Origin of the sequence: Phycicoccus sp. HDW14, assembly GCF_011383005.1 — a bacterium.
In the GTDB taxonomy this organism is placed as follows: Bacteria; Actinomycetota; Actinomycetes; order Actinomycetales; family Dermatophilaceae; genus Phycicoccus.
This window is the reverse complement of the sequence record NZ_CP049935.1, coordinates 1,975,971-2,000,107: the sequence shown is the minus strand read 5'-3', so window position 1 is coordinate 2,000,107 and position 24,137 is coordinate 1,975,971. Positions and strand designations below refer to the sequence as shown.

The window sequence follows — 24,137 nt, the reverse complement described above, 5'->3', positions numbered from 1 at the left end:
AGGTCTCCGAGGTGCAGCAGATGCCGGCGGAGGACGCAGACACCGAGATCAGCGACGACCAGGCGGTCGCGGGGCAGCCGGACGGGGAGTCGGGTGCGGTGCAGGAGGGCCCGACCGGGCCGAACGCGTGGGTGCCGGGGACGACGGCGAGGACCCGTCGCACGGCAACTGACCCCGGAGTCCCCCTCCACTCCCAACGTATAGCGCAGCCGGGGGCTTGTGGCAAGGCCCCCTCTCCGTCGCACAATCGTCGGCCCAGATCCCCGACGACCCCGGAGCCGCCGACGTGCCCGACGCCACCACCCGTGTCATCCACCTCCCCGACCACCTCGCCGCGAAAGACGACCCGGCCCTTCTCGCCGCCGACGAGCGCTTCTTCGCCACCCTGTCCGAGACGCTCGACGCCCGGGTCGCCGAGCTCGCCGACCGCCTCGACGCCGAGCGCCGCGCGCCCGCCGGGACGGGGCAGGAGGCGCTCGACCGCGACCTCGAGGTGCACCGCCTCACCGCCCGGCTGCGGACCCTGAGGCGCTACGGCGTCGACCTCTGCCTCGGGCGCATCGTGTCCGCCGACGGCGGCGACCCCGTGTACGTCGGCCGGCTCGGCCTCACCGAGGGTGCGGGCGAGCCGCTGCTCGTCGACTGGCGGGCGCCGGCCGCCGAGCCGTTCTTCGCCGCGACCCACGGCGACCCGCGCGGCCTGGCCAGCCGGCGCCGCTACCGGTGGACGCTCGGGCGCATCACCGACTACTGGGACGAGGTGTTCACCCCCGAGGGCCTGGAGGGGCACGCCGCCCTCGACGACCAGTCCGCGTTCATCGCCAGCCTCGGGAGCAGCCGCTCGCCGCGGATGCGTGACGTCCTCGGCACCATCGCCGCCGACCAGGACGCCGTCGTGCGGGCGGGGTCGCGCGGGGCGCTGGTCGTCGACGGCGGTCCCGGGACGGGCAAGACCGTCGTCGCGCTCCACCGCACCGCCTACCTCCTGTACTCCGACCCGAGGCTGGGGCACCGCAGCGGTGGCGTCCTGTTCATCGGGCCGTCGCAGCCCTACCTGGCCTACGTCTCGGACGTGCTGCCGAGCCTCGGGGAGGAGGGGGTGCGCACCTGCACCCTGCGCGAGCTCGTGCCCGAGGGCCCCGGGGCGGGGAGGAGCGCGACCCCGCGGTGGCGCGGCTGAAGTCATCGGCCCGGCTGGTGTCGGCCGTCGACGCCGCCGTCCGGTTCTACGAGGAGGCGCCGTCGTCACCGATGCTGGTCTCGACGCCGTGGGCCGACGTGCGGCTCGACCCCGCGGACTGGCGCGAGGCCTTCGACGCCCCGGAGCCCGGCACGCCGCACAACGAGGCTCGGGACCGGGTGTGGGAGGCCCTGACCGACGTCCTCGTCGACAAGCTGTCCGCCGAGCTGGACGAGGGGACGACGGCTGGGGTGAGGAGGAGGTCGACGAGTTCGATGCCTACGGGGTGTCTTCCGAGGACCCGAGGGCCCGGTTCCGCGGCGCGCTGGCCGCCGACGAGGACCTCGTGGAGGCGTTCGGCCGGGCCTGGCCGCTCATCGAGCCGACCGACCTCGTCGGCGACCTGTGGAGTGTGCCGGCCTACCTCCGCCTCTGCGCGCCGTGGCTGACGCCGGACGAGGTGCGCACCCTCCAGCGCGCGGACCCCGCGGCGTGGACGACCGCCGACCTGCCCCTCCTCGACGCGGCGAGGCGCCGGCTCGGTGACCCCGAGGCCACCCGGCGCCGGGCCCGCCGCCGGGTCGCGGACGCCGCGGAGCGCGCCCGGATGGCCGACGTCGTCGAGCACCTGCTCGAGAGCGACGACTCGGACCTGAAGGTGATGTCGATGCTCCGGGGGCAGGACCTGCGGGCCGCCCTCGTCGACGAGGGGGCGCTGCCCGAGGACCAGGCCGACGCGCTCGCCGGGCCGTTCGCGCACGTCGTCGTCGACGAGGCCCAGGAGCTGACCGACGCCGAGTGGCGGATGGTGCTCGAGCGCTGCCCGTCGCGCAGCCTGACGATCGTCGGCGACCGGGCGCAGGCGCGGCACGGCTTCACGGAGTCGTGGGAGGAGCGCCTCACCCGGGTCGGCCTCGACGCGGTGTCGCTGGCGTCGCTGACCATCAACTACCGCACGCCCGAGGAGGTGATGGCCGAGGCCGAGCCGGTCATCCGTGCCGCGATCCCGGACGCGAACGTGCCGACCTCGATCCGCAGCAACGGGATTCCGGTCCTCCATGCATCCGCGGGGACCGGGACGCCATCGTCGGGGACTGGCTGGCGAGCCATCCGGAGGGGTGGCCTGCGTCGTCGGCGACCCGTCGTTCGTCGCGACCGACCGGGTGCACTCACTGCGACCGGAGCAGACCAAGGGCCTGGAGTTCGACCTCGTCGTGCTGCACGACCCGGAGCGGTTCGGCACCGGCATCGAGGGGCGGTCGACCACTACGTGGCGATGACCCGCGCGACCGAGCGCCTCGTCGTGCTCAGCGGCTCGGGAGGGTGAGCACCTCGACGCCGTCCTCGGTGATGGCGACGGTGTGCTCGCTGTGCGCGGTGAGACAGCCGGTGGCGCTGCGCAGGGTCCAGCCGTCGGCGTCGGTGACGAGCTCGTCGGTGTCGGCCATCACCCACGGCTCGAGGGCGAGGAGCAGGCCGGGGCGCAGCCGGTATCCGCGTCCGGGGCGTCCGGTGTTGGAGACGTGCGGGTCCTGGTGCATCGTCGAGCCGACGCCGTGCCCCCGAACTGCGTGTTGACGCGGTAGCCGGCGTCGGTGAGCACCGAGCCGATGGCGTGCGAGACGTCACCGAGCCGCGCGTCCGGGCCGGTGGCGGCGATTCCCGCGGCGAGGGCACGCTCGGTGGTCTCGATGAGCCGGGTGGCCTCGGGGGTCGCGGTGCCGACGACGAAGCTGACCGCCGAGTCGGCGACGACCCCGCCGAGCGAGACGGCGAGGTCGAGGGTCAGCAGGTCGCCGTCGCGCAGGGTGCGGTCGTGGGGGAGGCCGTGGAGCACGGCGTCGTTCACCGAGGTGCAGATGTGGTGCCCGAACGGGCCGCGGCCGAAGGACGGCTCGTAGTCGACGTAGCAGGACAGGGCGCCGGCGGCCTCGATCATCTCCCGGGCCCAGCGGTCGACGTCGAGGAGGTTCGTGCCGACCTCGCAGCGGGCGCGTGCGGCGACGAGGATGTCGGCGACGAGCCGGCCGGTGGCGCGGGCGCGCTCGACCTCGCGCGCGTCGAGCAGCTCGATCATCGGGGGTTCCTCCGCCGGGGTCGTGGACCGCCCACTCTAGGTCGCGTCCCGGCCCCCACCCATCACGGGCTACGGCGCAGTACTCGTCGCGATCACGACGGGTACTGCGCCGTAGCGTGGGTGGTGACGCGTACCTACAGGACCCAGTTGTTGGTCCAGCCGCTGCCGCTGAGGACGGCCGCGTTCAGGAAGGGTGTCGTGGACTTGCCGCGGTAGAAGTACAGGTCGCCGTCCGGCTGGATGCCGGCCCAGTCCACGTTCCCGTCCCGGTCCCAGTCGTCCAGGGGGACGATCTGGGAGAAGACGTTCCACCCCGACCCGATCTGGGTCCGGGCGCCGACCCCGTTGCCGTCGACCACCCCCGGGTAGAGGTACAGGGCACCCGTCGCGTTGTACCTGCCGAGGATGTCCACGCGCCCGTCGCCGTTGACGTCGCCGGGGAAGACGGCCGTGTAGTTCGTCCAGATGTTGCCGATCTCCAGGCCCAGGGTGCCGTCCGGGACCGACACCATCCCGTTGTCGTTGGCGAGCAGCCACAGCCGGCCGTCGGGGGTGCGGGCCGCGAGGTCGGGGTCCCCGTCGGAGTCCCAGTCACCCGCGCCGTAGACCTCGACGTACGGGCTCGCGTCGAACACCGTCGGGTTGAGCAGGTCGTCGTCGGTGAGGTCCTCGACGACCGTGGTGTCGACGCCTCCGGCGCCGTTGCCGCGGAAGAGCCGCAGCTTGCCGCCGGTCAGCGTGACGACGTCGTTCGTCTCGGTGTCGTCGAAGACGCCGTCCCAGTTGCCCACGTCGACCGCTTTCGACCCTGCCCCGAGGTCGGCGTTGCTCGTGACCGCGCACCCGGAGCCGGCGGAGAAGGTCGTCGCACTGTTCCCGATCGCCCCCGACCCGAGGTAGTCGCAGATCAGCGAGTCCTGGTACCACCGGAGGATGTCGGGCTTGCCGTCGCTGTTGAGGTCACCACGGGTGTACGGGGTACCCGACGGCACCGGGCCGGCGAGGATGTCGAAGCTGTTGTTGATGCCCGACAGGTTGCCGGCGGCATCGACCAGCTGGACGTTGAGCGTCGACGGTCCGGTGCGGGTCGGCATCATCGTGACCACCGCCTTGCCGGCCGTGACAGGGGAGCGGTAGATCGGGTCACGGTCGAACGCGAGCCGGACGTAGACGGCGTCCGCCGGGGTCGTGATCGTGAAGACCGCCGGCCTCCCGGCGCTGCCCTGGACGCTGTCGGGGTTCTCCGAGTAGTCCGGGAAGGTCGGGCTCGTCACGGTGACGGCGGCCGGGTTCGGGGCCGTGAGGTCGACCGTGAACGAGCACGTGGAGGTCGGGAGTGACCACCGAGACGTCCCGTTGGCGTCCTTCGCGACGGTGCGGACCTCCCAGTACCACTTCCCGGCTCCGAGAGTGCGCTTGAGGTCCAGGACCGCCGGCTTGCCCGCCGTCGCTGCCACCTGTCGCACGGTGGTGGGCGTCGAGGTCGTCCCGTAGCGGAACTCGGCGATCACCGAGCCGCCGTCCTTGTCCTGCGGTACCGCTCGCAGGCTGATGTCGGTGTTCCCGATCGAACCGCCCGTGCACGCGGTGTACGGCACCGTCGTCGCCGAGGTCGGCGTCGTGGGCAGGTTGTCGTACGTGACCGACAGGGTGGGGTTGTTCTGGAAGCGCTTGAAGGCGTAGGTGTCGGTCTCGCTCGCTGCCCGGATGCCGATGGCCATGTACGACCAGCTGCCCTTGGCGGCGTTCGTCGCCTGCGTCTTCACGTCGAACTCCACGCCCCCCGAGGGGTTGGGGCACGGCGAGGCCTGGCCGCTGGGGTACCAGTTGTAGGCGAAGGTCTTCGCCGACTGCTTGTAGGCCCAGGTGGGCTGGGTGTTCCACGTCGTCTTGGACGTGATGCTGTTCGTCGCCCACACCTGCATCTCCCGCGCGGTGCACGACCAGGACCAGGTCTCGTTGAGGCGGAAGGTGGCGCTGAGGACGCTCGTGCCGGCGAAGCCCGTCGTCTTCATGTGGAAGAAGCTCCGCTTGGTCGTGCCCTCCTGGGACTCGTACCCGACCCGCGCGTCACCCGTGGAGTTGTAGTAGCTGACGGTGGGGTACTTCTTGTCGACGTACCCCCAGGCCACCTTGCCGCCGCTCCACGCCGGGTCGATCTGCACGGGGAACGTGGTGCCGGCCCCCGTGAGCAGGGACCGGTCCGGGACCACGTCGAGGTGCCCGCCCGAGAGCCGGGTCGTCATCGGCCGGGACCGCGACCCGGCGCCGGCGCTCATGAGCCGGTCGGACGCACCTCGACCCGCCACCGTCGCACGTGCGCTGGGCTTCGCGGCCAGCTCGGCCGTCGTCTGGGGCCCCGACGAGTCCCACATCTGCGGCTGCGCCGACGCGAACACCGGCCGCCCGGAGGGGTCGACGGCCTGGACACCACCGTTGCCCGCGCGCAGGCGCAGACCGGGAGCGGCGACGGAGAAGCGCAGGCTGCGCAGCGCGGGGTTGGCCGCCGCCGTCCGGTTCTTGACCACGAGCACCTCGGAGAAGGTGTCGGTGTCCGCCGTCAGCACCAGGTCGACCCCGGGCAGCACCTCGGGGTAGGTGGCGCGGTCGCCGTCGAGCACCGGCGTCGGGAGGGTGACGCCCGGCCAGCCGAAGGACAGGGTGCGCTTCTCGGCACCCAGCGTGGCCAGGGCCCCTGACCCGCCTGCAGAGAACGTCATGGGGAGCGCGGCGGCTCGTGGACGCACCCGGTTGCCGTCGCGCACAAGGGTGTTGTCGATGGGAACCCACCCGCTCGCGGTTCGCGTGCGGACCGCGCGAGGGCTCGTCGTGACGGTGAACGTGCCGTTGGCGTGTGCGACCGTCTGCGACGTCTCGGTCGTCAGGCCGGTGACGACGACGTCCTTCTTCTGCTTCACCGCGAGGCCGGCGGCGGATGCCTCCGTGAGGCCGTCGGCGCCGGCTGCTGCCGCGTGGGCGGAGGCCGGAGCGGCACTGCCGACCTCCGCACCACTCGCTGGAGCCACGAGGGCGGCCTGACCTGCGCCGATGGCCAGGACCGTCGCAAGTCCTGATGCGAGGAGGTGTCGCCCTCGCCGTGTGGTGTGTCCGTCCATGTCTGATCCTCGGCTCGGGGTCGTTGCGCACGGCCGTGGACCGGCTCGTGGCGGCCGGAGCGTAGCGCGCGGGTTTCGCTCTGCGGAAGGCCTTTCCGACGCGTCGGGGCAAAGTTGCGAGAACTCGCAAGGTCAGGTTGCGAGTTCTCGCAACTTCCTTGTCACGAGTCCTCGGTGGCTGCTTCACTTCCCCGCGCCGGACGTCGGACCGGCCCGAGCGAGGAGGTCGCCGTGCGCATGAGCTCGGTGTCGTGGGTGCGGATGCGGTCCCGTTCGGCAGTCGGCGGCGCGGTCGTCGCCGTGCTGATGGCCAGCACCGCCCTGGCAGCGCACGCGGAACCCCGACCGGTGGACCCGACGGTCCGTCCGGCGGCCGTCGACGTCGTCCGGCCCGTCCACTCCGCGAAGGTGGCCAAGCGTCCTTCGCCCACCGTCCGCGCACTGCCCTCCGCGAAGGTCGAGGCCGCGCGGTGGCCCTCCGCCGACACCGGGACCATCGCCGCCGGTGCCACCCCGGGGACGCGGGCCACGGCCGGCCCGGTGAGCGTCGGGTGGGGCAAGCGTCGACCCGCCGCCCGCACGGACGTCGCGCTCCAGGCGTCGTCGGTCGCCGAGCGGCTCGGTGTGCGCGGCCTCGTCGTCGACGTCCGGGCCGGGGGCGCCGACCGGGCGAAGGCGCCCTTCGACGTCCGCCTGGACTACTCCCGGCTGGTGGGTGCCTACGGCGGCGACTGGGCCTCGCGGTTGCGGCTCGTCGAGCTGCCCGCGTGCGCGCTGAGCACGCCGACCCGCAGCGAGTGCCGGACGGCGACACCCCTGACCTCGACGAACGACCCGACCACCCGCACCCTCGTCGCCACCGTGCCGGCCCGACCGGTCTCCGGCAGCGCGCGGACCGTCGCGTCGGCCTCCACCGTCGTCGCGGCCGTCGCGAGCCCCTCGGGCAGCGGCGGCACCTTCACGGCGACCTCGCTCGCACCGTCGGGCTCGTGGAGCGCCGGCGGTTCCTCGGGCGGCTTCGGCTGGACGATGCCCGTCGCCGCGCCCCCGGCGCCGTCGGGCGCCGAGCCGCAGGTCGCGCTGTCCTACTCGTCCTCGGCCGTCGACGGCCGGCAGGTCTCGACGAACAACCAGTCCTCGTGGGTGGGGAGGGCTGGGACTACAACCCCGGCTACGTGGAGCGGCAGTACAAGGCCTGCTCGGAGGACCAGTCCGGCGGCAACAACACCGTCAAGACGGCCGACCTCTGCTGGTACTCGGACAACGCCGTCCTCAACCTCGGCGGCAAGACCACCGAGCTGGTCCGCGACGACACCACGGGTGCGTGGCGGCTCGCGGAGAACGACGGGTCGCGCGTCGAGCGCCTCACCGGTGCCGCCAACGGGGACAACGACGGCGAGTACTGGCGCGTCACCACGACGGACGGGACGCAGTACTACTTCGGGCGGCAGCGCCTCCCGGGCTGGGTGAGCGGCAAGGCCGAGACGAACTCGACGTTCACCGTCCCCGTCTTCGGCAACCAGGTGGGGAGCCCTGTCGCGCAACCACCTTCGACGCCTCGTCGTGCACCCAGGCGTGGCGCTGGAACCTCGACCACGTCGTCGACCCCAGCGGCAACACCGCGAGCTACTGGTACACGAAGGAGACCAACTACTACGGCAGGAACCTCAAGACCACCGGAGCGGCCTACGTCCGCGGTGGCTACCTGTCGCGCATCGAGTACGGCGGTCGCCTCAACGCCGAGTACTCGACACCGGCGCCCGACCGCATCGTCTTCGACGTCGCCGAGCGGTGCCTTCCCACGACCGGGTTCACCTGCTCGGACGCCGAGTTCGTCGCCGCCAACGCCACGCGCTGGCCGGACGTGCCGATGGACCAGGCCTGCAAGTCCGGTGAGGCCTGCACCAACCGCTACTCACCGACCTTCTGGAGCCGCAAGCGGCTCACCGCGATCCGGACCGAGGCGCTGGCGTCGGCCACCACCTACGCCGCGGTCGACACCTACTCCCTGGCGCAGTCCTACCCGAACAGCGGCGACGGCCTGAGCCCCGCGCTGTGGCTCTCGTCGATCACGCGCACCGGCAAGGTCGGCGGCACCGCCGCCCTCGCCCCGGTCACCTTCGGTGGTGTCCAGCTGGGCAACCGGGTCGACTCGGGGACCGACGGCATCCCGGCGCTCTACCGCTACCGGGTCAACGCCGTGACGTCGGAGTCCGGCGGCGTGCTGGGGGTCAGCTACTCGGCCCCCCAGTGCTCGCCGACGAACCTGCCGGCGTCCGACTCCACGAACGGCCTGCGCTGCTACCCCGTCACCTGGAGCCCGCCGGACAGCACCGGCAGCCCGATCAAGGAGTACTTCCACAAGTACCTCGTGACGCAGGTCCTCGAGCAGGACGGCACGGGCACGCAACCCGCGAAGGTCACCGCGTACGAGTACGTCGGTGCCCCGGCGTGGGCGTACGACGAGTCGGAGGCCACGAAGCCCGAGAACCGCAGCTGGAACCAGTTCCGCGGCTACGGCACGGTCCGGACGCGCGTCGGGTCCGGGACGGACCCGGTCACCCTGAACGAGACGCGGTACTTCCGCGGGATGGACGGCGACAAGCTGCCGACCGGTACCCGCTCCGCGACCGTCACCGACTCCTTCGGCGCCGCTGTCACGGACGTCAAGGAGTACGCGGGGACCGCGCGCGAGGTGGCCGCCTACGACCGCAACGGCGGGAGCATCGTCACCACGACCCTGAACTCGCCCTGGCGCAGTGCGGTCCTCGCGACGCGGGCCCGGTCCGGCCTCAGCGCGCTGACGTCCCGCGCCGTCCAGGTGGTGGGGGTCGACACGAAGCAGAAACTCTCGACCGGGGACTGGCGGACGACGCGGACGACGCGGACCTTCAGCAACGACGGCGTCCCCCTCACCGTGGAGGCCACCGGCGACACCGGGTCGACCGCGGACGACACCTGCACCCGGATGGAGTACCCGGCGGCGGGGGCCGCGTGGATCACCGCGTCGCCGTCGCGCACCTGGACGACCGTGGGACCGTGCTCCACGGCCGTGACGAGCGGGGCCCAGGTCGTCGCCGACGCCCGCAGCTACTACGACAATGCCACCTCGCTGACCGCCGCGCCGACGCGTGGGCTCGTCACCAAGGTCGAGGAGCTCGCCTCGTGGCCCTTGGGTGGATCCGCGAGCTACGCCTCGGCGACCACGACGACCTACGACGCCACCGGACGGGTGTCCTCCAGCACCGACGCCGCCGGTGCGAAGACGACGTACGGGTACACCCAGACGCCGGCCGGAGGCCCGCTCACGTCGACGACGTCGACGAACGCCCTCGGGCACGTGACGACGAGCACCGTCGACGCGGCACGTGGGGACGAGACCGCCCTCGTCGACCCCAACGGCAAGCGGACGGACGCGACCTACGACCCACTCGGCAGGCTGCTCAAGGCCTGGCTGCCCGGGCGGGCCAAGGCCACCCAGACGCCGAGCATGGACGTCTCCTACGTCCTGTCGACCTCGGCCCCGTCGTCGGTGACGACGAAGCGGCTCAAGGACGACGGCACGTACGAGACGAACGTCGAGCTGCTCGACGGGATGCTGCGCCAGATCCAGACGCAGGTGCCGGCGGCGACGGGCGGCCGGCTGGTCACGGACACGTTCTACGACACCGCAGGTCGGGTCCGGAAGACCAACGCCCCGTACTACGCCCTCGGGACGCCGGGCACGTCGCGCTTCACCGCCGCGGACAACGAGGTGCCGACGCAGCACGTCACCGAGTTCGACGGCATGGGTCGTCCGACCGCCGCCGTCCTGCGCGGGTACGGCACCGAGAAGTGGCGCACCACGACCGCCTACGCCGGTGAGCTGACGACGGTCGACCCGCCGGCCGGCAGCCCGGCGACCGCCGAGGTCACCGACGCCCTCGGCCGCGTCACCGAGCGGCGGCGGTACCCGTCCGGTGCCCCCACCGGCGCCTTCGACAGCACCCTCTTCGCGTTCGACGCCAAGGGGCGCCTCGACACGGTCACGGCCCCGGGTGGCGCGCGCTGGACCTACGGGTACGACCAGCGTGGCCGGACGACCCGAACCACCGACCCGGACACCGGAGCGACCGACCTCACCTACGACAGCGCCGGTCGGGTCGAGTCGTCGCGGAACGCGGTCGGGCAGACCGTGTTCACGACCTACGACGTCCTCAGCCGGCCGACGTCGACCAACGACACGACGAAGACGGGAGCGACGCGGACGTCGTTCGTCTACGACACGGTCATGAAGGGCCAGCTGACCTCGGCGTCGCGCTGGCAGGGGACCAACGAGTACCGCACGACGGTGCTCGGGTACGACGACGGGTACCGGACGACCGGGACGCGGTGGACCATCCCGGCGAACGAGGGTGCCCTGGGCGGGAAGTCCTACGACGTCCAGCAGGTGTTCTCACCGAACGGCAACCTGCTGCGCCAGCTCCTGCCCGCGGCCGGCGGCCTACCGCAGGAGCTCGTCACCTACGCGTACTCGACCAACGAGGACCTGGCCCGGGTCACGAGCAACCTCGGGAAGACCTACCTCAACGACGTGCTGCGCACCAGCTACGGCGAGGTCGGGAGGCTGTACCTCGGCGGCAGCGGGAAGACCGTCTACGTGGGGTACCAGTACGACGACGTCACCCGGCGCCTGACCCAGATGGCGATCGACCGGGACGTCGCGCCGACGCGGGTCGAGGAGCGGGGCTTCGGCTACGACCAGAGCGGGAACATCCTCAGCCAGACCTCGACCGTCGCGGGTGTCAAGGACTCGCAGTGCTACGCCTACGACGGCCTGGCCCGGCTGCGCGAGGCGTGGACGTCGACGGACGCCTGCGCCGGTGCGCCGTCGGTCGGCACCAGTGGGACGGTCGGCGGGCCGCAGGCGTACTGGCAGACCTACTCCTACGACGGCTCCGGCAACAGGGACATCGAGACCCGCCACGCCGTGACCGGGACCGGCACGGACGTCGTGCGCGACTACACGTACCCGACCGTCGCCGCGGGCCAGCCGCACACGCTGCGGTCCGTGGGCGAGACCGGGCCGTCCGGCCAGGCGACGCGGTCGTACGCGTTCGACGCCGCCGGGCGGATGACCTCGCGCGACGGCACGACCCAGACCTGGGACCCGGAGGGCAAGCTCGCGTCGAGCACCAAGGGCGGCGTCACCTCCACCTACGTCTACGACGCTGCCGGTGAGCGGCTGATCCGGCGCGAGCCGGGCGCGGTGACGCTCTACATGGGCGGCACCCAGCTGACCCTCAACACGGCGACGCAGGCGGTCACCGGCGAGCGCATCGTCGGTCTCGGCGGGGCGTCGGTCGTGCGCAGCAGCACGGGGTCGATCACCTACGTCGTCGACGACCACCAGGGCACCGGGCAGTGGAGCATCGACGCCACGACGCTCTCGGCGACGCAGCGCACCCTCGACCCCTTCGGTCGCCAGCGCGGCACGTCGGGCTCGACCGGGTGGCCGGCCGGCAAGGGCTTCGTCGGCGGCGACGCGGACGCCTCCGGGCTGACCCACCTCGGGGCGCGCGAGTACGACCCGGAGATCGGCTCGTTCGTCTCTGCGGACCCGTTGCTCGACCTCTCGGACCCGCAGCAGATGAACGGGTACGGGTACGCCAACAACAGCCCGGTCACGAACTCGGACGCCACCGGCCTCGCGCCGCTGGGTCCGACCGACGACTCGGTCATGGGCTACACGTGGAACCCGAAGACCCAGCGCAACGAGCCGGACGCGGGCAAGATCCACTACACCAAGCCGAAGAACGCCGGCGGTTCGAGCACGCACCACGGTGGCTCGGGTCCCAGCGACCCGGAGCAGCGCGAGAAGGTGCGCAAGGCTCAGGAGGTCAAGAAGCGCAGCGTCATGGACATCGTCCTGTCCACGGGCGCCGACATCCTCCTCGAGGTCACGGGGATCAAGGACATCCAGACCTGCTTCGGCAAGGGCGACATCGGCGCCTGCATCAGCATGGTCATCGGCTTCATCCCGTGGACCAAGCTCGCCAAGGCCGGCAAGGTGATCGGCGCGCTGCGGCGTGCGTGGGATGCCTACTTCGACTGGCGGCGTGAGGCCGCGGCGGCCGACCGCTTCCTGGCGTCGGTCTGCATGCTGTCGTTCTCGGGCTCGACGCTCGTCCTCATGGGCGACGGCTCCCAGAAGCCCATCGAGGACGTCGACGTCGGCGACGAGGTCGTCGCGACCGATCCGAAGACGGGGGAGCAGTCGGTCCGCAAGGTCGAGCACGTCTGGCTGCACGAGGACGAGGTCGTCGACCTGGGGGTGGACGGCGAGGTCGTCACGACGACCGAGGACCACCCGTTCTGGTCCGAGACCGACCAGAAGTTCGAGGACGCCCAGGACCTCGCCCCCGGCGAGAAGGTCCTCACGGCCGACGGCCGGCGGCTGACGGTCTCGGGGCTGAAGGACGGGACGCAGCACCTCGCGCTCGCCTACAACCTCACCGTCGAGGGCGTCCACACCTACCACGTGGGCCGCAACGCCATCCTCGTCCACAACAACGACGGCTGTGGCGACGAGATCGCAGATCTCGGTGCCGCGGCTGCCGATGCCGTGAGTCCGTCCATCAGGAATGGTGGACTCGCCGGCGGTGTTCATCCGTCCACCGGGGTTCCGTTCGACAATCGGGGGTTCCCCGACTTCGCACAGTGGCGTCACCCGGACGTGCCGGATGTCTCCATCAAGCCGGCTGGTTCGCGGGCAGGCGACTTCGCCCGCGCGAATGAGGCGGCTGGGCTGGGGCGCACACCTGAGGGGTACACGTGGCACCATCACCAGGACTACGGCCGAATGCAACTCGTCGACCGGAGCGCTCACGCTGCGACAGGGCATACTGGAGGATTCTCGATGTGGGGCAGAAGATGACTGTGAGCATCGAGTTCACCGATTCTCTGTACTACACCGGGCCAGCCCTGACAGACGACATGGTCGCAGCCGCTGAACTGAGCCTCGGGCGTCGACTGCCTCGCGCCTATGTCGAAGTCCTGCGTATTCAGAATGGTGGCTGTCCCACTCGCTGCTGCTTACCGACCAGCTTTGAGACTTCGTGGGCGCGGGACCACTTTGAGATCTCGGCCATCCGCGGGATCGGAGGACCGTGGGGAGTTGACGGTGACGGCCCACTGTCGTCCCGCGCGTTGATCCGTGAGTGGGCGTACCCCGATATCGGGGTGGTCATCTGCGACATGCCCTCCGGAGGCCACGACGCCGTCATGCTCGATTACCGATCGCAGGATCGCGAACCTCAAGTCACATACATAGACGAGGACCGTTTGCCTCGCGTCGTAGCCCCCACGTTTGCGAGCTTCGTGGAGAGCCTGCGCGACTGTCGGGATGAAGCGCTCTGAGGACCTAACGGACGCGCTTCCCCCAGCAGACTTCAGGGGCGGTCGGCTTCGTGCCCGGTCCGGTCGGCGCACCCGAGCGCTGCCGCCGGGGCGCCCCCGGGGGAGCGCGTGGATTTCGTCGCACCCAGGGTCAGGGTGATCGAAGTTCGGGTCCGGTTCGTCGGCTCTGGTCCGGTTCGCCGGGTGGCGGCGATATGTCACCGCCATCCGGGAAGTGGGACCAGAGCCGGGCGCTGCGAGGGCTCGGTCGGGGATGGTCAGGGGGAGTGCCGCCGCGGCGCCGGGGGCGAACGCAGGCGGGGTTCCGCAGATCGCGCGAACTCGGGAGCGGGTGGGTGAGGAGGCGTGCCTCAGACGCGGCCGCGGACGGGGGTGCGCGAGACGTCGTCGCCCTCGTCGGGCATCGTCATCTCGGCCCGCACCCCGAGCAGCCGCACCTCCCGGCCCTCCTCGAGGTGGTCGGCGAGCAGCGCCTGCACGACCTCGTGCACCGGCCCGGCCTCGGCCGTCACCGTCGGTAGCTTGCGGCTCCGGTTCACGGTGAAGAACGGCGCGTACCGGATCTTCAGCCCGATGCGCACGACCGGCCGGTCCTCGCGCCGGACGTCCTCGAGCACCTGGTCGGTGAGCACCCGCACCGCCTCGCGCACCTCGTCGGGGGTCGCAAGGTTCGTCTGGTACGTCGTCTCGCGGCTGTGCCCGCGCGCGACCCAGGGGGTGTCGTCGACCTCGGCGGACCCCTCGCCGCGTCCCAGCGAGCCGTACCAGGCGCCCATCCGCGGCCCGAACTCGCCGACGAGCACCGCCTCGTCGGCCGCCGCCAGCTGGGTGACAGTGTGGATGCCGAGGGCCGCCAACCGCGCCGACACCCGGGACCCGACGCCCCAGAGCTCGACCGTCGCCAGGTGCCCCATCACCTCGGACCAGTTCTCCGCGGTCAGCCGGTAGACCCCCTGCGGCTTGCCGAAGTCGGTGGCGATCTTCGCGCGGACCCGGTTGTCGCCCACCCCGACCGAGCAGTGCAGCCGCGTCCGCTCGAGCACCGCGGCCTGGACGGCCCGCGCCAGCGCCTCCGGGTCGTCGGTGTCACCGCCGACGAACCCCTCGTCCCACCCGAGCACCTCGACGACCACCCCGAGCGAGCGCACCGCGTCGAACACCTCCGCGGAGACCTCGAGGTAGTGCGGCCCGTCGACGGGCAGGAACACGGCGTCCGGTGCCTTGCGGGCGGCGATGCGCAGCGGCATCCCCGACCGCACGCCGCGCTCGCGCGCCGGGTACGAGGCGGTGGAGACGACGGCCCGCTCGGTGGGGTCGCCCCGTCCGCCCACGACGACCTCGCGGCCGGCGAGCTCGGGGTGGCGCAGCACCTCGACGGCGGCGATGAACTGGTCGAGGTCGACGTGCAGCACCCACGGGAACGCGCGCGCCATCATCGCCCCCCGGGCGTCGCCGGGCTCAGTGGCCGGAGTCCTCGGGCAGCGGGGTGCGGGCGGCGTCCTCGACCCGTCGGTTCTCGCGGGTGCCGCGGCGCCGGGCGTCGTTGACGAGGGCCCGGGCGAGCCGCACCGTGGACGACGGCAGCCGGAACACCGGACCCTGTCCGGTCGTGGCGGTCATCACGCCTCCTCCTGCTCGACGTCACCATCATCCCCCGGAGCGAGCGAGAGGTCCACCTCTTCGGACGCTCGCACGCCCCGTGGCTCCCCGACGATCTGCTGGCCGAGCCGGATGCGGGCGATCCGCCGGGCCAGCTCGCGGTCCTCGTCGCTGCCGAGGTCGGACCCGATGAGCTCGGCGAGCAGCTCGTCGCCGATCTGCTGCTCGGCGTTGGAGTCGGCGGTGACGAGCGCGATCGCCTGGTCGAGGCGCTGGCGCCATTCACCGCGCGCGTCCTGGCGCTGGCCCCGCAGCGCCACCCACGCCGCGGCCGCCGCGCCGACGACCCCGCCGGCGAAGGAGAGGAACAGCACGAGCCACGACATGGCGACCATCATCGCGGCGCGCACCGCCGCTGTCGCGCCACTGCACAGGTTGTCCGGCCGCACCGGCCGTCCACTGGACAGACCTGACCACGCTGACCGGCAGGGACGGTGCAGGGGTGCCAGCGAGGGCCCCCGCGCCTAGGGTGAAGGACGACACCGGCCCCGACCACAGCGAGGTGGACACCGACCGTGGCGCACTACCAGGCGATGGGGAGCATCCCTCCCAAGCGGCACACCCAGCACCGGCGCCCCGCCGGCCGCGGCAAGCAGGGCGAGCTCTACTACGAGGAGCTCATGGGCGAGGAGGGCTTCAGCAGCGACTCCAGCCTGCTGTACCACCGCAACATCCCGTCGACGATCGCCGGCGCCCGCGAGTGGACCCTGCCCGACCAGTCGACGACCCCGAACCACCCGCTGACGCCGCGCCACCTCCGGCTCCACGACCTGTTCACGCCGAAGGACGTCAGGACCACCGACGCCGTCACCGGCCGGCGGCTCGTCCTCGGCAACGGCGACGTCCGCATCTCCTACGTCGTCGCCGGTGCCGACAGCCCCTGGTACCGCAACGGCGTCGGCGACGAGTGCGTCTACGTCGAGCGCGGCGCCGCCCGCGTCGAGACCGTCTTCGGTGCGTTCGACGTCGCCGAGGGTGACTACCTCGTCGTCCCGCGAGCCACGACGCACCGCTGGCTGCCGAAGCGCTCGCCCAAGAACCCGTTGCGCGCGTATGCGATCGAGGCCAACAGCCACATCGCGCCGCCGAAGCGCTACCTCAGCCGGTACGGCCAGCTGCTCGAGCACGCTCCCTACTGCGAGCGCGACCTGCGCGGCCCGCAGGGCCCCTGCTCGCGGAGGACGTGGGGGAGAAGGCCACCGACCACGCCGAGGTCCTCATCAAGCACCGCGGCAACGGTCCCGGCGGCATCGTCGGCACGGTGCACGAGCTGCCGTTCCACCCGCTCGACGTCGTCGGCTGGGACGGCTGCCTCTACCCGTACGCCTTCAACGTGCGCGACTACGAGCCCATCACCGGCCGCGTGCACCAGCCGCCGCCGGTGCACCAGGTCTTCGAGGGCTGGAACTTCGTCATCTGCAACTTCGTGCCGCGCAAGGTCGACTACCACCCGCTGTCCATCCCCGTGCCGTACTACCACTCGAACGTCGACAGCGACGAGATCATGTTCTACGTCGACGGCGACTACGAGGCGCGCAAGGGCTCGGGCATCGGCAAGGGGTCGGTGTCGGTGCACCCGGGTGGTCACGCGCACGGCCCGCAGCCCGGCGCGTCGGAGGCCTCCATCGGCGCCGAGTACTTCGACGAGCTCGCCGTCATGGTCGACACCTTCCGCCCGCTCGAGCTCGGCGAGGGTGGCCGGGCCGTCGACGACGGCGTCTACGCCGACTCCTGGAACCGCGGTCGGGGCTGACCTCCCGCGGCTCCTATCCTTGGGGCGTGTCGCTCGCGCCCGTGACCGAGGAGGTCGTCGTCCCGGAGGGGGACGTGGCTCCCGACACCCCGTGGGTGACCATCGTCTGGAACGACCCCGTCAACCTCATGTCCTACGTCACCTACGTCCTCCAACAGCAGTTCGGCTACGGGAGGGCGAAGGCGGAGAAGCTGATGATGCAGGTCCACAGCGAGGGCCGGGCGGTCGTCAGCAACGGCCCGCGCGAGGCGATGGAGGCCGACACCGAGGCCCTCCACGGCTGGGGCCTGTGGGCGACCTTCCAGAAGGACTCCTGATGTCCCGGGGGTTCAAGCGCTCCGGGCGCGGCGCCGAGCGCAGGTTCGTCGCCACCCTCGACCCGCTCGAGCGGCAGATCGTCGCCTCGGTCATGGAGCAGGTGCACGACCTGCTCGAGCCGCCGGACCGCCCCGACACCGGCGACTCGGTGTTCGACGACCTCGTCGCCGGGCTCGACCTCGGCAGCACCGAGGGGGCGGGCGCGGCCGAGGTCGAGGACCTCGCCGACCGCGACCCGGCCCTGACGCGGCTGCTGCCCTCGGCCAACCGTGAGGACGAGGCCGCGGCCACCGAGTTCCGCCGGCTCACCGAGGGCGGGTTGCGCCACCGCAAGGCGCTGGCCCTCGCCGCCTCGGTCGCGGCGCTGCGCGGCGACACCGACCGGGTGGTGCTCGACGAGGCCGGCGCCCGGGCCTTCCTCACCGCGCTCACCGACGTCCGGCTGGTCCTCGGCGAACGGCTCGACCTGCGGACCGACGAGGACCTCGAGCTGCTCGAGCAGGCCGCCTCCTCGCTCGACGACGACGAGCCGCTCGTGCACGCCATCGCCCTCTACGACTTCCTCACCTGGCTCCAGGAGTCGCTCGCCGGCGCCCTCCTGCGGGGCTGAGGATGCTCCGCCGCGTCGGCACCGTCCTCGCCCTCGTCTTCGCCGTGCTCCTCGGCGGCGTGCTGTTCTGGCCGGACGGCTCGCTCGTCAACGACGGCGTCGTCGAGCTCTACGTGCTGCTGCTGCACGCCGGTGTCCCCCGTCGGTGCGTCCGGAGCACTACGGCGCGGCGCTCAACGTGCTGGCCTTCGTCCCGCTCGGCTGGCTCGGGGTGGCCTGGCTGCGGCGCCGGGTGCTCGTCGTGGTCCTCGTCCTCGCGGGCTTCAGCTCCACCGTCGAGCTGCTCCAGCTGCTGCCGTTCCTGCACCGGGAGGCCACGCTGCTCGACGTCGCGTGCAACACCGCGGGGGCGCTGCTCGGGGCGCTCGCGGGCTCACTCGTGCGCGACGAGCCCGCCGGCGACGAGCTGGTCGACGAACGTCGCGACGTCGGCGGCCACCACCTCGGCTGAGGCGCCGACCTCCGCCGCCACCCGCGCCACCACGTCCTCGAGCGACCCGCCCGGCACGACCGCGCGCCAGACGACGGCGCCCGGGCCGTCGAGGACGACCGGTGGGCCGTCGGGCAGCGGAGCGGCGTAGACGACGTCGTCGTCCTCGAGCCAGGCGGCGTCGGGGTGCACCCGCAGGACGCTCACCGCCGGACCGCCCCGGCGACGCGTCGGCCCAGGGCGCGGCCGAGGTGGGCGAAGCGGCCCAGCGCCTCGCGCGCGACCTCACCCCGTGACGGTTCGTGCCCCAGCCGCTGGGCGAGGTAGTACCGGTTCACCCCGAGCGAGCGGACCGCCACCGACGCCTTGGCCCGGGGCCCGCGCGCCGTCCGCCAGCGGGCCCGCCACTCGTCGAGCCGGTCGCCCCCGCCGGTAAAGACCTCCCAGAGGGCCGCGTCCGGGGTGCCGGCGTGCGCCGCGAGGTCGCCGGTGGCCGCGGCCAGCCCCACGGTCGCGCCGGTGCGGGCGGCGAGGACGCGCAGGGCCTCGCGCTCGGCGTCGGTGCGCAGCGTCCAGTTGGCCGGGACGTCGGGGTGCTCGCCGCCGGTGGGGGTGCGGGCGGCGTGCAGGAGCAGGACGAGGGACTGGGCGAGCGGGTCGGGGACGACGCACGGGACGTGGGCGATGTCGGCGCGGCCGCGGTCCTCCCAGAGCACGGCGAAGGCGCCGGAGGGGTCGCGCTCCATCCCGGGGTAGAGGCGGTGGACGTCGAGCAGGCCCCAGCTCGGGTGGAAGAGGTTGGCGGCGTGGTCGAAGGCCGAGCCGGCCTCGAAGGTGGTCTCGGTGCGCCAGCCGTGCCGGTCGAGGGTGGTCATCAGCCGGTCGAGGTGCTCGGGCCGGACGATGACGTCGACGTCGCTGCCGCCGCTGGCCCAGGGGCGCAGGCCGGGGGCCACCGCCGGCCCCTTGATGTGGAGGACGTCGGCGCCGGCCTCGTCGGCGAGCCGCTGGACCGCCGCGTGGGCCAGTGCGACCCGCGCGGAGGTCGGCACGTCACGGGCCTCGGGCACGCGACAACTCTAGGGTGGCGCGCCCCGCGTCCACCGGCGCGACGCGGGGTCCGCCGGTAGCATCGACGATCGAGCCGCCGTACCCTGCAGCGGCCAGCCCGGAGGACCTCTTCGTGACCCTGCTCGACTTCGTGCGCCTGACCCGTGCCCACCTCCTCAGCCTGGTGTTCCTCACCCTGGTCGGGGGAGCGGTGGCCTACGGGCTGACGCTGCGGATGCCGGAGGTCTACCTCGCCGACGCCAGCGGGTACGTGCGCGTCGCGGGGTCGGGGACGAGCACCGGCGACAGCCTCGCGGCCAACTCCCTCGGTGGGTCCAAGGCCGACTCCTACCTCCCGCTCGTCACGAGCCGGGCGGTCGCCGAGCGGGCCATCGCCGCCACCGGCATCGACGCCTCGCCCGCCGAGGTCGCCGGCCGCGTCGGCGCGAGCGTCGCGGCGAACTCGGTCATCCTCAAGGTCACGGCCACCGGCCCGACGCCCGAGGAGTCGCGCGTCCTCGCCGACGCCGTCATCAAGGCCACGGCCGAGGAGGCCAACGCCATCGAGACCGCGGCCGACCCGTCGGCCAAGCCGATCGTCTCCATCGTGCCCATCGAGTCGGCGCTGCCCGGCGGCAAGATCGCGCCGAACCCGAAGCGCAGCGGGCTCATCGGGCTGGTCGTCGGGCTCGGCGTCGCCTACGCGCTGGTCTTCGTCCGCCGCCAGCTCGACACCCGGCTGCGCACCGTCGGCGACGTCGAGGAGCTGACCGCCGCGAGCGTGCTCGGGGTCGTGCCGCAGACCAAGGAGCTCGGGGTGGTGCGCGGTCGCGGCCGGGTCGGCCAGCTGGGCATCGCGACGGAGGCCTTCCGGCAGATCCGCACCAACCTGCGCTTCGTCGGCGTCGACGACCCCGCGCGCAGCATCGTCGTCACGAGCGCCAATGCCGGCGAGGGCAAGTCCACGGTGGCGGCCACGCTCGCCCGGGTGCTCGGCGCCTCGGGCCAGTCGGTCGTCATCATCGACGCCGACCTGCGCCGCCCGACCCTCGCGAAGGTCTTCGACGTCGTCGGCACGGTCGGGCTCTCGCACGTGCTGACCGGCCAGGTGCCCGTCGAGGACGTGCTGCTCGAGACCGACGAGCCGAACGTCCGGCTCGTGACGTCCGGACGCACGCCGCCGAACCCCAGCGAGCTGCTCGGGTCGGTGCGGATGCACGAGCTGGTGGCCCGGCTCACCGAGGACCACGTCGTCATCCTCGACGCCCCGCCGCTGCTGCCGGTCACCGACGCCGGTGTGCTCGCGGGCTTCTGCGACGGCACGCTGCTCGTCTTCGCCGTGGGTCGCACCCACAAGGAGCAGGCCCGCCTCGCCGCGCGGATGATGTCGCAGGTCGGCGGTCGGGTCCTCGGTGTCGTGCTCAACCTCGCACCGCAGCGCAAGGTCGGCGGGGTCGTCTACGGCGGGTACGGCTACTCGTCGTACTCCTCCGACTACGCGAGCCGGAAGGCCTACGACACCGCCCCCGTGGCGGAGTCCGACGTCGTCGAGCCGGTCGTGCCGGCGGGTCCGGGGGTGCCGGTTCCGGTGGCCAAGCCGGCCTCGAAGGTGCGCCGCACCGCGGCCCGCAAGGCCGACTGACCCGGGACCAACCTGGCCCGGCGCCGGACCCGTTCGTGGGGTCCTCGGGACCGTCGGCTCCCGGTGAAGTGCGCGCCTCCGGGTGCGACCGCACGCGGAGCCGCGCAGATCGCACGGACTCGCGGGTGCGGGGCAGGGGCCCCTGGGAGAGCGACTGACCGCGGTCGGTCAGTAGGCGCCGCGGGCGGTGAGCACCGCGGAGACCGTGCGCCAGAGGATGGTCAGGTCCTGCACGAGCGACCAGTTGTCGACGTAGTACAGGTCGAGGCGGACCGAGTCCTCCCACGACAGGTCCGAGCGGCCGGAGACCTGCCACAGGCCGGTCATCCCGGGGCGCACCGCGAGGCGCGTGCGCACGTCGTCGGTGTAGCGCTCGACCTCCTCGGGCAGCGGCGGGCGGGGGCCCACGAGGCTCATCTCGCCGCGCAGGACGTTGAGGAACTGCGGCACCTCGTCGATCGAGAAGCGGCGGATGAACTTGCCCGGGCGGGTGATGCGCGGGTCGTCGGCGGCCTTGAAGAGGACGTGGTCCTCGCCGTGCTTGTTCTGCGCGGCGACCTGGGCGGTCATCCGGTCGGCGTCGACGACCATCGAACGGAACTTGAAGCAGTCGAAGAAGGAGCCGGTGAGGCCGACGCGGGTCTGGCGGAACAGCACCGGGCCGCCGTCGTGGAGGCGGATGGCCAGGGCGGTGGCGAGCAGGACGGGTCCGGCGAGCAGCAGGCCGGCCGAGGCGCCGACGATGTCGAAGGCGCGCTTGGACAGGCGGCTGGCGCGGTGGGCGCGCGGGCGGTCGAGCTCCATGAGGTGCAGGCCGGCGGCGGGGCGCACCCGGACCCGGTCGGTCGCGACGTCGGTGAGGCTCGGGACGAGCATGATCTGGACGTCGGAGTCCTCGAGGTCCCACGCGGCGCGGCGCATCTCGCGGGCCGAGCCGACGGCCCCACCGGCGAAGAGGACGACGTCGCAGCCCTCGCTCTCGACGACGGCCGCGGTGCGGTTCGTCGTGCCGAGGACGGGGACGCCACCGGGGGTGGTGGCCGGGCCGGGGGCCGGCAGCAGGCCACCGACGACCTCGTAGCCGAGCCACGGCTCGCGGCGCAGCACGTCGGCGACCTCGTCGACCTGGTCGGGCGAGCCGGAGACGAGGACGCGGTGGGTCAGCCGGCCGCGGCGACGGGCGGCGTGCACGGCGCGGCGCAGCAGGTGGCGGCCGAGGACGAGCACCGGCACGCCGAGGATGATGAGGAGGAAGAAGAAGCCGCGCGAGAACTCGAGCTTGGCGAGGTAGGAGACGACGCCGATCGCGCCGGCCCCGACGAGCGTGGCCCGCACGACCTGCTTGTACTCGGCCGACCCGGCGCCGAAGAGGTGGCGCGCGTAGCCGCCGTGGGCGGCGATGGCGAGCAGCCAGCCGGCGGCCAGCGGCACGGCCGCGGCGATGGCCAGGTCGTGGACGTCGGCGGCGGCGTTCGCGAACGGCAGGTGCATCCGGCCGAGCGCCGCGAGGGTGATGACGAGGGCGATGCCGACGAGGTCGGTGGCGACGGCGGCCGGGGCGATGAGGCGCGGCGTGGCGGCCCGGACGCGCGGGCCCGCGGTGACCCGGACCGGGGAGACGAGGGCCATCAGTCGGTGACCGTCGTCGGGGCGAGCGCGAGGCGGGAGGCGACCGAGGCGGCCCAGGCGGGCGCCGGGGAGCTGCCGCTCAGGACGAGGCGCTCCCGGGCCGGCAGGGCGCGCGGTGTGCCCGGTCGCACGGAGGCGACGGCCTCGCGGATGCGGCGGCCGAAGCGCTCCTCGCCGAACTCGTCCGCGTGCTTGAGGACGACCTCGGTGTCCCAGGACCGGCGGGTGGCCTCGGCGATGCCGGAGCGGAAGGCGGAGGCGGTGGGGCCTCGACGTAGAGCCCGGTCAGGCCGTCGACGACGGTGTCGAGGTAGCCCCCGGCGCCGAGCGAGACGGTCGGGACGCCGAACGCGGCGGCCTCGAGCGGGGTCAGGCCGTAGTCCTCGAGGCTCGGGGCGAGCAGCAGGCGGGCCTGGGCGTAGACCCAGCGCAGCTGCGCCTCGCTGAGGCCCTCGACCATGCGCACGTTCGGCGGGGCGATGGCCTGCAGGCGAGCCTTCTCCGGGCCGGTGCCGACGACGACGAGCCGCTCGTCGGTGCCGCGCACGGCCTCGACGAGGACGTCGACGTTCTTGTAGGGCAGCAGCCGCGAGACGACGAGCAGGTAGCCCTCGGCCGCCCAGTCGTGCAGGTCCGGGACGCTCTCGCGGGGGGCGTCGAAGTCCATCGCGTGCGGCGGCGGGACGACCTCGGCCTCGATGCCGTAGGCCTCACCGATCTGGTCACGGACGACGCGGGAGTTGCACAGGTACTTGGCCGGGCGCTGCGCGGCGCGGCGGTCCCAGGCGAGGAGCGAGGGCTTCATCATCGCCAGGGCCAGGCCCTTGGCGGAGGAGCGCATCGGGCCGCCGAGGTAGGCCTCGGCCTGGTAGAGCCAGCGGGCGGGGGCGTGGCAGTAGGCGACGACGTCACCCTCGGCGCGGAAGCCGTGGGCCCAGCCGGAGGTGGAGGCGACGACGACGTCCTCGGTCGGGCGCACCGACGAGGCGGCGAAGGGCAGCAGCGGCAGGGCGGCGCGGTAGGAGCGGCGGGCCGGGCCGAAGCGGTTGAGCGAGGAGGCCCGCACGTCGAGCTCGCCGAGCTCGGGGTAGGTGGCCTCGGGCTCGTGCAGGGTGGTGTGCACGGGGGCGCCGGGGAAGGCCTTGGCCAGCGAGAGGACGACGCGCTCGGCGCCACCGCGCTGGGTGAGGTAGTCGTGGGCGACGGCGACGGTGCGTCCGTCCGGCAGGGTGTGGGCCACGGATCCAGCATCCCGGGAGGGTAAAGACCACGTAA

At 72.8% G+C, this 24,137-nt stretch carries 16 protein-coding genes and 3 pseudogenes; 8 read left to right on the top strand and 11 right to left on the bottom strand.

The features are described 5' to 3' along the window. Positions 1 to 286: 286 nt before the first annotated feature. Positions 287 to 2,507, top strand: a pseudogene (gene helR, locus G7075_RS09860) (RNA polymerase recycling motor ATPase HelR). Here the strand turns inward: helR and map are convergent. The 4 genes and pseudogenes from map to G7075_RS09840 form a co-directional block, all read right to left on the bottom strand. Next, a pseudogene (map, locus tag G7075_RS09855) lies at positions 2,488 to 3,257 on the bottom strand (type I methionyl aminopeptidase). The pseudogenes helR and map sit on opposite strands and share 20 nt — an antisense overlap. A 134-nt stretch (positions 3,258 to 3,391) precedes the next feature. Further along, positions 3,392 to 6,283, bottom strand: a complete 2,892-nt coding sequence (locus G7075_RS09850) for an FG-GAP-like repeat-containing protein (protein ID WP_166121440.1) — start codon at positions 6,281 to 6,283, stop codon at positions 3,392 to 3,394. A 251-nt stretch (positions 6,284 to 6,534) separates the two neighbouring features. Then, a complete protein-coding gene (locus tag G7075_RS09845; protein ID WP_166121438.1) occupies positions 6,535 to 6,933 on the bottom strand; it encodes a hypothetical protein in 399 nt (132 codons plus the stop codon). 159 nt (positions 6,934 to 7,092) lie between these two features. Continuing rightward, entirely contained in the window at positions 7,093 to 7,335 is a 243-nt protein-coding gene (locus G7075_RS09840; protein ID WP_166121436.1) for a hypothetical protein, read from the bottom strand. 362 nt (positions 7,336 to 7,697) lie between these two features. Here G7075_RS09840 and G7075_RS09835 point away from each other — a divergent pair, with 362 nt between their 5' ends. Together G7075_RS09835 and G7075_RS09830 are read left to right on the top strand one after the other, a co-directional pair. Beyond that, positions 7,698 to 13,289 (top strand): polymorphic toxin-type HINT domain-containing protein, encoded by a 5,592-nt coding sequence (locus G7075_RS09835; protein ID WP_166121434.1) that lies wholly within the window; start codon positions 7,698 to 7,700, stop codon positions 13,287 to 13,289. 2 nt (positions 13,290 to 13,291) lie between these two features. Then, a complete protein-coding gene (locus tag G7075_RS09830; protein ID WP_205860679.1) occupies positions 13,292 to 13,771 on the top strand; it encodes an SMI1/KNR4 family protein in 480 nt (159 codons plus the stop codon). Between the two features lie 350 nt (positions 13,772 to 14,121). On the opposite strand, the gene G7075_RS09825 is transcribed toward G7075_RS09830, so the two are convergent. The 3 genes from G7075_RS09825 to G7075_RS09815 are packed head-to-tail and all read right to left on the bottom strand — an operon-like array spanning position 14,122 to position 15,756. After that, positions 14,122 to 15,207 (bottom strand): DNA polymerase IV, encoded by a 1,086-nt coding sequence (locus G7075_RS09825; RefSeq protein ID WP_166121432.1) that lies wholly within the window; start codon positions 15,205 to 15,207, stop codon positions 14,122 to 14,124. A 22-nt stretch (positions 15,208 to 15,229) separates the two neighbouring features. Continuing rightward, complete coding sequence (locus tag G7075_RS09820; RefSeq protein WP_166121430.1) at positions 15,230 to 15,391, bottom strand: hypothetical protein; 162 nt, start codon at positions 15,389 to 15,391, stop codon at positions 15,230 to 15,232. Further along, positions 15,391 to 15,756, bottom strand: coding sequence for a hypothetical protein (locus G7075_RS09815; protein WP_166121428.1), 366 nt, complete (start codon positions 15,754 to 15,756; stop codon positions 15,391 to 15,393). The genes G7075_RS09820 and G7075_RS09815 overlap by 1 nt, the downstream gene beginning before the upstream one ends. Positions 15,757 to 15,945: 189 nt before the next feature. Between G7075_RS09815 and G7075_RS09810 the strand changes: the two are divergent. The 4 genes and pseudogenes from G7075_RS09810 (at position 15,946) to G7075_RS09795 (ending at position 18,562) form a co-directional block, all read left to right on the top strand. Beyond that, a pseudogene (locus G7075_RS09810) lies at positions 15,946 to 17,183 on the top strand (homogentisate 1,2-dioxygenase). A 26-nt stretch (positions 17,184 to 17,209) separates the two neighbouring features. Further along, positions 17,210 to 17,500 (top strand): ATP-dependent Clp protease adapter ClpS, encoded by a 291-nt coding sequence (gene clpS / locus G7075_RS09805; protein ID WP_166121426.1) that lies wholly within the window; start codon positions 17,210 to 17,212, stop codon positions 17,498 to 17,500. Continuing rightward, positions 17,500 to 18,111, top strand: a complete 612-nt coding sequence (locus tag G7075_RS09800; protein ID WP_166121424.1) for a DUF2017 family protein — start codon at positions 17,500 to 17,502, stop codon at positions 18,109 to 18,111. The genes clpS and G7075_RS09800 overlap by 1 nt, the downstream gene beginning before the upstream one ends. Before the next feature lie 145 nt (positions 18,112 to 18,256). After that, positions 18,257 to 18,562 carry a VanZ family protein gene (locus tag G7075_RS09795; RefSeq protein WP_166121422.1) on the top strand — a complete coding sequence of 102 codons (306 nt, stop codon included), beginning with the start codon at positions 18,257 to 18,259 and terminating at the stop codon, positions 18,560 to 18,562. On the opposite strand, the gene G7075_RS09790 is transcribed toward G7075_RS09795, so the two are convergent. Both G7075_RS09790 and G7075_RS09785 read right to left on the bottom strand, forming a co-directional pair. Next, positions 18,485 to 18,748, bottom strand: coding sequence for a PqqD family protein (locus G7075_RS09790; RefSeq protein ID WP_166121420.1), 264 nt, complete (start codon positions 18,746 to 18,748; stop codon positions 18,485 to 18,487). The genes G7075_RS09795 and G7075_RS09790 overlap by 78 nt on opposite strands. Next, positions 18,745 to 19,611 (bottom strand): nucleotidyltransferase family protein, encoded by an 867-nt coding sequence (locus tag G7075_RS09785; RefSeq protein ID WP_166121418.1) that lies wholly within the window; start codon positions 19,609 to 19,611, stop codon positions 18,745 to 18,747. Before G7075_RS09785 ends, G7075_RS09790 begins: the two co-directional genes overlap by 4 nt. 113 nt (positions 19,612 to 19,724) lie before the next feature. On the opposite strand from G7075_RS09785, the gene G7075_RS09780 reads away from it, so the two are divergent. Beyond that, the gene (locus G7075_RS09780) at positions 19,725 to 21,233 is read left to right on the top strand and encodes a polysaccharide biosynthesis tyrosine autokinase (RefSeq protein ID WP_166121416.1); all 1,509 of its coding nucleotides are present in this window, start codon (positions 19,725 to 19,727) and stop codon (positions 21,231 to 21,233) included. A gap of 168 nt (positions 21,234 to 21,401) precedes the next feature. On the opposite strand, the gene G7075_RS09775 is transcribed toward G7075_RS09780, so the two are convergent. Next, the gene (locus G7075_RS09775; RefSeq protein ID WP_166121414.1) at positions 21,402 to 22,862 is read right to left on the bottom strand and encodes a sugar transferase; all 1,461 of its coding nucleotides are present in this window, start codon (positions 22,860 to 22,862) and stop codon (positions 21,402 to 21,404) included. Between the two features lie 79 nt (positions 22,863 to 22,941). Next, positions 22,942 to 24,102 (bottom strand): glycosyltransferase, encoded by a 1,161-nt coding sequence (locus G7075_RS09770; RefSeq protein ID WP_240918008.1) that lies wholly within the window; start codon positions 24,100 to 24,102, stop codon positions 22,942 to 22,944. Positions 24,103 to 24,137 lie beyond the last annotated feature (35 nt).

Excerpts from the sequence above, each read along its gene's own strand:
- G7075_RS09825 (WP_166121432.1), bottom strand. The coding sequence starts at position 15,207 with ATGATGGCGCGCGCGTTCCCGTGGGTGCTGCACGTCGACCTCGACCAG.
- G7075_RS09820 (WP_166121430.1), bottom strand. The coding sequence starts at position 15,391 with ATGACCGCCACGACCGGACAGGGTCCGGTGTTCCGGCTGCCGTCGTCC.
- G7075_RS09815 (WP_166121428.1), bottom strand. The coding sequence starts at position 15,756 with ATGTCGTGGCTCGTGCTGTTCCTCTCCTTCGCCGGCGGGGTCGTCGGC.
- G7075_RS09800 (WP_166121424.1), top strand. The coding sequence starts at position 17,500 with ATGTCCCGGGGGTTCAAGCGCTCCGGGCGCGGCGCCGAGCGCAGGTTC.
- G7075_RS09775 (WP_166121414.1), bottom strand. The coding sequence starts at position 22,862 with ATGGCCCTCGTCTCCCCGGTCCGGGTCACCGCGGGCCCGCGCGTCCGG.